The organism is Solibacillus silvestris (assembly GCF_051967575.1).
In the GTDB taxonomy this organism is placed as follows: Bacteria; Bacillota; Bacilli; order Bacillales_A; family Planococcaceae; genus Solibacillus; species Solibacillus silvestris_B.
Genome location: NZ_JBQCJW010000057.1, coordinates 1 through 9,075 on the forward strand (window position 1 = coordinate 1; position 9,075 = coordinate 9,075).

At 35.9% G+C, this 9,075-nt stretch carries 7 protein-coding genes, 1 pseudogene and 1 riboswitch; of the genes and pseudogenes, 3 read left to right on the plus strand and 5 right to left on the minus strand.

Annotated features, from left to right (window positions below; all coding sequences use genetic code 11):
- Positions 1-74: 74 nt before the first annotated feature.
- A pseudogene (locus ACTHOQ_RS18335) lies at positions 75-508 on the minus strand (NUDIX hydrolase); the annotation flags it as partial.
- 270 nt (positions 509-778) lie between these two features.
- Between ACTHOQ_RS18335 and ACTHOQ_RS18340 the strand changes: the two are divergent.
- Positions 779-2,419 carry an RNA-binding domain-containing protein gene (locus ACTHOQ_RS18340; protein ID WP_440497612.1) on the plus strand — a complete coding sequence of 547 codons (1,641 nt, stop codon included), beginning with the start codon at positions 779-781 and terminating at the stop codon, positions 2,417-2,419.
- A 189-nt stretch (positions 2,420-2,608) separates the two neighbouring features.
- On the opposite strand, the gene ACTHOQ_RS18345 is transcribed toward ACTHOQ_RS18340, so the two are convergent.
- Positions 2,609-2,857, minus strand: coding sequence for a hypothetical protein (locus ACTHOQ_RS18345; RefSeq protein ID WP_440497613.1), 249 nt, complete (start codon positions 2,855-2,857; stop codon positions 2,609-2,611).
- A gap of 215 nt (positions 2,858-3,072) precedes the next feature.
- Between ACTHOQ_RS18345 and ACTHOQ_RS18350 the strand changes: the two genes are divergently transcribed.
- Positions 3,073-3,630: a histidine phosphatase family protein gene (locus ACTHOQ_RS18350; RefSeq protein WP_440497615.1), complete on the plus strand. Its 558-nt coding sequence runs from the start codon at positions 3,073-3,075 to the stop codon at positions 3,628-3,630.
- Positions 3,631-3,804: 174 nt separating this feature from the next.
- On the opposite strand, the gene ACTHOQ_RS18355 is transcribed toward ACTHOQ_RS18350, so the two are convergent.
- Positions 3,805-4,122 (minus strand): GNAT family N-acetyltransferase, encoded by a 318-nt coding sequence (locus ACTHOQ_RS18355; RefSeq protein ID WP_440497616.1) that lies wholly within the window; start codon positions 4,120-4,122, stop codon positions 3,805-3,807.
- Positions 4,123-4,173: 51 nt separating this feature from the next.
- Complete coding sequence (locus ACTHOQ_RS18360) at positions 4,174-5,364, minus strand: MFS transporter (RefSeq protein WP_440497617.1); 1,191 nt, start codon at positions 5,362-5,364, stop codon at positions 4,174-4,176.
- Positions 5,365-5,425: 61 nt separating this feature from the next.
- Positions 5,426-5,525, minus strand: a riboswitch (purine riboswitch).
- A gap of 604 nt (positions 5,526-6,129) precedes the next feature.
- Here ACTHOQ_RS18360 and ACTHOQ_RS18365 point away from each other — a divergent pair.
- On the plus strand, positions 6,130-7,824 hold the full coding sequence (locus ACTHOQ_RS18365) for a methyl-accepting chemotaxis protein (RefSeq protein ID WP_440497618.1): 1,695 nt from the start codon (positions 6,130-6,132) through the stop codon (positions 7,822-7,824).
- Between the two features lie 295 nt (positions 7,825-8,119).
- Here the strand turns inward: ACTHOQ_RS18365 and ACTHOQ_RS18370 are convergent, their stop codons facing one another.
- Positions 8,120-8,803: a trimeric intracellular cation channel family protein gene (locus ACTHOQ_RS18370; RefSeq protein WP_440497620.1), complete on the minus strand. Its 684-nt coding sequence runs from the start codon at positions 8,801-8,803 to the stop codon at positions 8,120-8,122.
- Between the last annotated feature and the right edge of the window lie 272 nt (positions 8,804-9,075).

A 9,075-nucleotide genomic window follows, 5' to 3' on the forward strand; every position in this document is an offset into this window, starting at 1 on the left:
ATTTTAATAGAACAGATTTTGATTTTGATAGAAAAGTTAAGTAGCTTGATGCGACAACTATATTGACAAACACCGAACACACTAATTGAGTAATAGTTCTCTTTTAATAAGTTATCAATTATCTGCGATATTACACTTGGCTCTCGTAGGTCGTCGTTTTCAAATGCTGTAAAGTCTTTTACGTTTATCCACTTGCAATCAGTGATTTCTTCTTCGAGATTTAAAGAACCTCCAGTAATCTCGCCAATAAAATGAAATAAAATAACTTGATTGTTTATACACTAATAAAATTATATACACCAGTAGTACCAATCAGTTTTACATCAAACCCTGTTTCCTCTTTAACTTTCCTCTGAGCTGAATAGATAATATCCTCACCGTTTTCGATATGACCACTTGGAAAGTTCCACTTATCAATAGCGGCAGGTTTATTCTCTTTTATAATCAAAACTTTATCGCCATTAAAGATTGACACACTTGCTACTAAAACAATTCCATCTTGCGACATCAATTTCTCCCCAATTCCCATTTAGAGTTACATTTATCTCTATTATACCTGTTTAGCTTTCTTTCACTAACCTGCTTTCGTTACTACCATAAATAAATAATTATAATGAATAAATATACAATGTTATTACATGTTTGTAAATGACGTATTCTGCTAAGATTAAAGAGCCCTCCTTTAAATGTGCCCTTGTTAGAAATATTTCCTAATCATGCTCACGTTTTGCCTTCTAGTCTTGGTATAATATTAATATCAAGTTAGGAGGTGTATTCAATGGATATTAATGAAGTAATTCAACTAGGCGAATCTAAGTATGTAGAATTCAAAAGTTGGATTAGGGCAAACAAGAAAGAACTGATAAATATCTTAACGAATGAAGCGGTAGGGTTTGCAAATACAGACGGTGGTATTATCTTAGTTGGTGTTGAAGACAATGGTGAAATTACCGGATGTGATGATTATGATGAGCAGAATATTATTGAAAGTATATATGACAGGACAATACCTAAGCTTTTTACTGATATTGATGTAGTTAGGTTTTCAGGTAAGAATATTTTAAAAATAACAGTTCAAAAGTCACCTGAAATTGTAGCCACTTCAAAAGGCGTTGTATATAAAAGATTAGGGAAAAATACAAAGCCATTTTATCCATCAGAATACACCTCAAATAGCATAAAGGGATTTAAAGGGGACTATTCCGCCAAAATTATAGAACGGACTTCCAAAGATGATATAGATTTTACTGAAGTAGAGCGATTAAAGTTAAAAATACAATCTCGTGATAAAGATTCTACTTTATATCAATCAGACAATATTACGTTTTTAAAGGACTTACGATTGATAGATGTTGATGGCGATGAAATTCAGTTAACCGTTGCAGGATTGCTATTTATTGGAACAAGAGAAGCAATAGCCCGATATATGCCACAATCAGAAATAATCATTCTTACATATAATGAGGGGCAGACTGAATATCATAAACGGTTGGAGCTTAAAGTTCCAATAGTGCAGGCGGTAGATAGGATTCAACAATTTTTTGAAGATAGAAATGGAATACAGAACATTCAAATGGGACTATTTAAGTTGGAAATTCAAGATTATCCTATTAATGTTTTCCAAGAAGCACTATTAAATGCAATTTCACACCGCGATTATGAGAGCGCTTCTTCAATTTTTGTTAAGTTTTATCCGAATGAAATAATTATTGAAAATCCCGGTTCGTTTCCATCTGGGGTAGATAGTACAAATATTATTACTCATCCTTCTTCACCGAGAAATAAATTAATTGCTGAAACACTCCAAAAACTAAGATACGTTCAACGTTCCGGCCAAGGGGTAGATATCATATTTAAGGATATGCTGTCTTCAGGAAAGTCAGCTCCAGAATATAATCTATTTTCTGAAGCTGTAGGTTTAACTTTAAGAAGCAGTTTGGAAGACATAGAATTTCTAAAGTTTATTACTAAAGAGGAAGAAATTAACGGTGAGTTTTCAGTTTCGGAAATCTGTATATTAAAATACATTAAATCTAATAAAAACATCACACTAGGTAAGGCTGCTGAAGTGGCCCAAATAACAACTCAATCTGCAGCGAATGTGTTAAACAAACTTTGTCAAAAGAGAAATGTTTTACAAAGGGAAGCCAGAAATAAATATATGTTTACTCATCGAGTGTATGAAAGTTTTAATGCCAATATTGATTATACAAAAGATAAAGACTTTGATGAAATTCAAGCTAACGTAATGATTTTGGACTATTTATCTAAAAACGAATATATAACACGCAAAGAAGTTGAGAGGCTTTGTGGTTTTTCACCAGCTACAAGTAAAAGAATCTTAAAGGATTTAAGGGAACAGGGAAAAATAATTTTAGAAGGTCAAAATAAATCCAGTAAATATAAATTAAAAAAATGAGCCGCAAATGAGCCGCAAATGAGCCGCAAATGAGCCGCAAATGAACTAAGTGAAAAACGGAACCTCATTTAGACATGTTACGGTGAACCGTATTACAAGTAATGGTAAAGGGGAATTTTGAAGTAATTCCAGATAGTTCATTATTAAAATTACTCCAAGTATAAAACGGCAGAAACACTGTCGTTTTATTTATTTTTCAGTATCCTGTTTAATTCCTTCTGCTTTTGCAAGATAAAATGAATATTCTTGACCTTGCTTCCTTTGTGCTACTACTAAAAATCCAATTACTTCTCCAAAATTGAATTTAGGAATTTTACCACTTCCAAAAAATTTATGGATATCACCATTAACTTGAACATTTAACACACTCATCGTTTTATTATTTTTTGTATTAAAATGACCGCTTGAAATGACACAATATTTACCAATTAAAAACATAAAATCACTCCTTTAAAACAAAAGGCTAATATTCCATTAGTGATTAAATAATAATTTGAATTTTATAAATTTGTTAAAAAGTTCACTTTAAATAATGTAAGATTATTTTTAGGATGAAAATAAGGAAGGTGAGTTGTAAATTGATTGAAGCGGTTTAATATAACAAAAAATGGGTGGGTAATACCGTTTATTTTTAATTGGGAGTTGAAATTAACTTGACTAATTTATATTTTGTTAGACATGCACACTCTACATATACACCCGATGAATTAAATAGACCTTTATCGGAAAGAGGTTTAACTGATGCAATAAGAGTTACAAAATTATTAGAAACAGAGGAAATTGACATTGTTGTTTCAAGTCCGTATAAACGAGCTGTCCAAACTGTCGAAGGCATAGCCGAATACAAAAATAGTAAAGTTGAAATTATAGATGGTTTTAAAGAACGTACTTTAACCACAGTCCCTGCCGAAGATTTTACTATTGCGATAACAAAAGTATGGGAAGATTACAACTTTTCATGGGAAGGCGGAGAGTCAAACATTGTCGCACAAAAAAGAGGGGTAAATACAACGTATGATGTATTAGAGAGGTACAAAGATAAAAATGTAGTTATCGGAACACATGGGAATATAATGGTTCTAATCATGAATTTCTTTGACAGAAAATATGATTTTTCTTTTTGGAGAAATCTTGATATGCCAGATATATATAAATTATCTTTTGATGGCAAGGTGCTAAAAAATGTAGAAAGATTATGGGGAAGAATTTAATATTATTCTTCATTTATCGTTAAAGCTTTAATTGAACAAAAAAGACCATCAAAGTATAATGATGGTCTTTTTTCATTATGAAAACGACATAGGAATGGCTGACTAAAAAAATACATTCCCTTACCTCTAAGTATAGAATGAAAGGAATTTATTTATTCTGGAGCTTTAACTTCTTCAAGCGTTAGCCTGTTGATATTCCTCTTTTAATATAGAGTAATACACACTGTCCACTAGTGTGCCGCGGATCATATGATTTTTTCTGAGCGTGCCTACATGGGTCATACCTAAACGGTGCATTAAATTTGAGGAAGCTGTATTTCTAGTGTCGGATTCTGAAAATACCCGTTCTAAGCCTAGTGTATTGAAGGCAATTTTTAGTATGAGATTTCCAGCTTCGAACATATAGCCTTTTCCCCAGAAATTTCTGTTCATTGTGAAGCCAAGTTCACCGCTTTTGTTCCATTCGTGCACAGGGAACTCGATTGCCCCCAACCAAATAAAACTAGCACCATTCGATACTAATCCGAATGATGCTAGTTAAAATTATATATTTGATTGTTGAATACCCGAAGTCGTCTTGGATTCTCCTCTACCATTTGTTCTTGTTAAAGAAAATACTGCACATGCTAAGGAAAGAAGTACAAGTGCGCCGCCATACCAAGCTGCATGTGAAATCGCGTCTGTTTGATTTAATACGATTCCGCCAAACGCAGATCCCATAGAAATCCCGATTTGCAATGCTGAATTATTAAAGCTTTGCTGAATATCGGATGTAGCCGGATCTGTTTGGATCAAATAGCTTTGCTGCGGTGGTGCAAGGCTCCAGCTTAGTGCTCCCCAAATCATCATAACCGGTATGAATACGATTAGTGAAAAGGTAGTGAATGGCAGTAAAAACAGCACTGCAGCAAATGAGATGATGACAACAAGGATACTTTTAGGTGCCCCAATCTTATCCGAAAGAGTTCCCCCGAATGCGCCGCCACTCACCGCAGCAATCCCGAATAATAAATAACAAAGACTGATCCAATTGGAATTCAGATGAAGCTCTGTTTCCAAAAATGGAGTGAAGTACGCATAGATCGTATAATGTCCGGCCAGCATAAACATTGTTGCAAGATGTGCACTCCCGATTTTAAAGCTGGCAACGGCTTTTAATTGTTGTGAAAGCGGGATTGTCACTTCACCAGGAACTCGCTCCAAAAAGACTGAAATCAGGATAAAGGAGCCTACCGATAGGATTGCAATACCAAGGAAAATCACACGCCATCCAAAATGATCGGAAATTTGAATTCCTAGAGGCACGCCCATGACAAGTGATGAACTAATTCCCATATAAATGAGACCTAGAGCCTTTGCCCGATGTGTTGGTAAAACAATTTTTGCTGCTATTGTTAAAGACAGCACGACGATAAGCGCTGTACTCATTGCACTTAAGACGCGGGCAATCATCATAAAGCTAAAGTTCGGGCTAAAATAAGTCATAATATTACTGATAAAAAAAACAAACAAGGAAATAAGGTATAACCTTTTTCGTTCAATTTTGCTCGTCAGAACTAATAACACCGGACCGGCAATCGCATAAATAAGCGCGAAGACCGTGATCAGCTGGCCGGCAGTGCTTAGTGATATATTCATATCGACTGCGATAATTGGAAGAATACCGCCGACGATCAATTCGACCAGTCCAACGGCAACGGTTGATAGTGCTAGTATAAAAACTTTGAAATTCATATTTTGCTTTACATCCTTTCTGATAGAAAAATTAGAAAATAAAAAAATCCTGATTACAAAAAATGAACAGTTCATTTTCTGTAATCAGGATTTTAAGGTTCCTGGTAGAGACCCTCAAGCCGTATTCTTGAGGTTATACAGTAATATTGAATGATGATGTGCGAGCACGTTGAATAGTTTACTAGCTTTCAGTTGAATTTTCAAGTGTTAAATTTTTAGCTGTAATGCTACCATTTGACAACTATTAAGCCGATTTTTATCGTTCGACACAAACCCACAAAGCGGCTAAAGGGACGGGTTTGGTTTTTTTGCTTGTTTCCCCTATCATAATTTGCTCGATGTCAAGCGGAGAAATTCTTTGCATAAGAGAAAAAACGATTTTCTTCATAACCATTAAGTCCAATTTCCGCAAAGATTATTGCAGGTGCTTTATTGAAAATCAAACATAGAAGAATTCAGTCAAAAGGAGAATTTGCGCCCTTATGCAATGAATATTTTGCGTTTTCAGTAATCAAAACTTCCGGAATTGGGCATTTGAAAAAATAAAAATATGAACAATTAAGGGAGTTTACTTGAATATCGGAATGGGTTTTCCTATAGTTGTATAGGAAAAAAGGATGTTAATTCACCAATTTAAGTGGGTTATAATGACTAATTTGAAGCTTATAAAAGCGATGCTGATAGTAAATTTCCCTTGAACTATTTTGCTGGAAATGCTGCACGTTTCTATAAGTGTAATTAAGAAGAAAGTTGAGGAGTTTTATTGTGAAATGGACAATTAATAAAAAGTTATTAGGGGGATTTACGGCCGTTATAATATTGCTGATTACATCGATTAGTATTAGTTTTAGCCAGATTGCGGCTTTGAATGATTCATATACGGATTTAGTTGAAGACAAGGCAATGAAAGCGGTGGAAATTAAAGAATTACAAGTAGCTGTAAAACAAGAGATTATTACTATGAGGGGTTATTTAATGGAAGGGGATAGCCGTTCGCTTCAAAATCATACAGATGCTGTCGCCGATTACAGAAAAGTTTACGATGACTTAGTTCCTAAATTTGAGAATCCTGAATATATACGAATGTTAAAAGAAATCGATCGAATTGAAGAAGAATATACCCAATTTACAGAAAAGGTATTTAACTTGAAGGAACAAAATCGAACTGCTGAATACGAAAGACTAATTTCAACGGAAGGTGCGGATATCGTACTTAGATTAGATGAGGCAGTAAGAAAAATTTCGGAAATGCAGCAAAATCTGTTAGTTACAGGTAGTGCTCAAAATGCCAAAGAAGCAAAAAGTACAATTATGCTTGTCCTAGCGGTAGGTGTTGTTGCTGTTATAGTAGGAATAGCCGTCGCACTTATTATGGGGCGAATTATTTCGGCACCCGTTATTGCGTTGTCAAATTCAGCTATGAAAATGGCCAAGGGGGATCTTTCTGTTAAGCCGGTAAAAGTGAAAAACAAGGATGAGATTGGCGATTTGGTCAATTCCTTCAATCTTATGGCTAATAATCTTCGGATGGTAATCGAAAAAGTCAGTATTAACTCGAGTCAGACTGCATCTTCCGCAGAAGAATTGACAGCAAGTGCTGAACAAACTACAAGAGCGTCCGAACAAATTGCAACAATTATTCAGGAAATCGCTAGCGGTACGGATATACAAGTAGATTCAGCCAATAATTCTTCCACCGCTATGAATGAAATGTCAATTGGAATACAGCAAATAGCGGAAACATCTTCCTCTGTATCAGAATCGGCAATCGAAACGACTAAAGAAGCCAGCTTTGGGAACGAGTCCCTCCAAAAAATGATTCATCAGATGAATATCATTAATGATGCGGTAACGAATTCTGCTTTGGGCGTAAAGAAATTGGGGGAGCTTTCCAAGGAAATCGGCAATATTATCGGAGTTATAACTGGGATAGCTGATCAAACTAATTTATTGGCCTTAAATGCAGCGATTGAAGCTGCTCGTGCAGGTGAACATGGGAAAGGATTTGCTGTCGTAGCGGATGAAGTAAGGAAACTTGCTGAACAATCGAAAGAATCGGCAGATCAAATAGCCAGATTAATTACCCACGTGCAAAACGATACGATCGAAGCGGTACATGTTATGGAAATTGGTACAGCAGAAGTTGCTACAGGGAAATTGATTGTGGATGAAACAGGGAAACGATTTAATAAAATATTAATCTCAGTCGAACAAGTGACGGCTCAAATTCAAGAGGTTTCGGCCATTTCTGAACAGATGGCCGCCAGTTCGGAAGAGGTTAACGCTTCTATTGGAGAAATGGCAAATATTGCGCAGCATTCTGCAAATAGTGCACAAAGTGTTGCTGCTGCATCAGAAGAACAGCTTGCTTCTATGGAGGAGATCACAGCATCTGCTGCCGATTTATCCGAAATGGCAGAGGACCTGCAAGAAATAGTGAAGCAATTTAAACTAAACTAGAACTCCAGAATTAATAATAAGCTTCACATAAATTTTCGGTACAAGGTACATAGCCACTCTGTATAAATCGCTGCAATTTTAAACTAATCCCACAAAGCTGATGGCGAAGTGGGGTTAGTTTTTATTTTGTTTTTATGGAGAATGTAAAAATAAAGTTATCTTCGTTTTTGAAGCTTTCTTTATAAAGAGAATACTTTATTATAGTAGTTTCATTTAAATATGACTGCATAGTTCTTGCTACAGCAAAAATAGCATACAGAAAGTCGAGCATCGAAAGTTTCTGGCGGCGAATCGATTATTTATCTTTCCTGTCGATTAATTTCCCTATAAACTCCCTACTTGAAAATGGCAAGCTTAAGCGCATTTTTGTTTTCCTGTTCTCCTCATGGTGACAGGGTAAGGGAAGGCTCCAATTGTAGCGGATCGCAAACATGCGGATTGCGACTACACTAAGTACGATAAGCGTGAGTTCAAGAGGGGAGCTCAAGCCTAGCCAAATAGAAATGGCACATAAAATTGTTAAAATAGCATGAATTTCTTCCTTCAGAGCGAGCGGTTTTCGGCCGGCGATAACGTCCCGAATCATTCCCCCGCCGACTCCGGTAAACAGTGCCGCCAAAATCATTATGCCTAAATCATTGGAAAAAGCCGCGCTGGCCAGCATAGCTCCTTGAAGAGCAAACGAAGCAAGTCCAATTGAATCGAAAAACAACCCCCATCTCCTCCAATGGTCTATCCATTTTAGCGGGATCAATACTATGATGGTCAACGTTATGAGCACCGTTAAAATAGCGGAATGCTCCCAAAGCTCAGCAGCCGGTATCCCGATAATTAAATTTCGGATCAGCCCCCCGCCAAATGCTGTAATAAAGCCTAAAGCAAATACTCCTATAAAGGAAAATCTCGCCTCAAGGGCAACAAATGCTCCAGTGGCTGCATACGAGATAATTCCGATAAAATGCAGGACAATCCAAGACATAATTTCATAACCCCCCTATTATTTTAAGCAGGAAGCAGCACCGGGAAAATAAAAGGTGCAAGTAAATTTCCACGCAAAAAAACTCCACCACAAGACGTCTTTTAAAAAGACCTTGCAGCGGAGTAATAAATTAGCATTACCTACTAACGAATCATTCCATTAAAAAAAACATAAATAGCATTCCAACAAAAGATTTGGATGTAATATAGAGTCATGGACATAATCGAGCTAAGTTAGTAAAATAACTTATATGAGAGGACGTGTCCGACATG

Coding starts and splice junctions, on each gene's coding strand:
- ACTHOQ_RS18360 (WP_440497617.1), bottom strand. CDS start 5,364: ATGAATTTCAAAGTTTTTATACTAGCACTATCAACCGTTGCCGTTGGA.
- ACTHOQ_RS18340 (WP_440497612.1), top strand. CDS start 779: ATGGATATTAATGAAGTAATTCAACTAGGCGAATCTAAGTATGTAGAA.
- ACTHOQ_RS18345 (WP_440497613.1), bottom strand. CDS start 2,857: ATGTTTTTAATTGGTAAATATTGTGTCATTTCAAGCGGTCATTTTAAT.
- ACTHOQ_RS18370 (WP_440497620.1), bottom strand. CDS start 8,803: ATGTCTTGGATTGTCCTGCATTTTATCGGAATTATCTCGTATGCAGCC.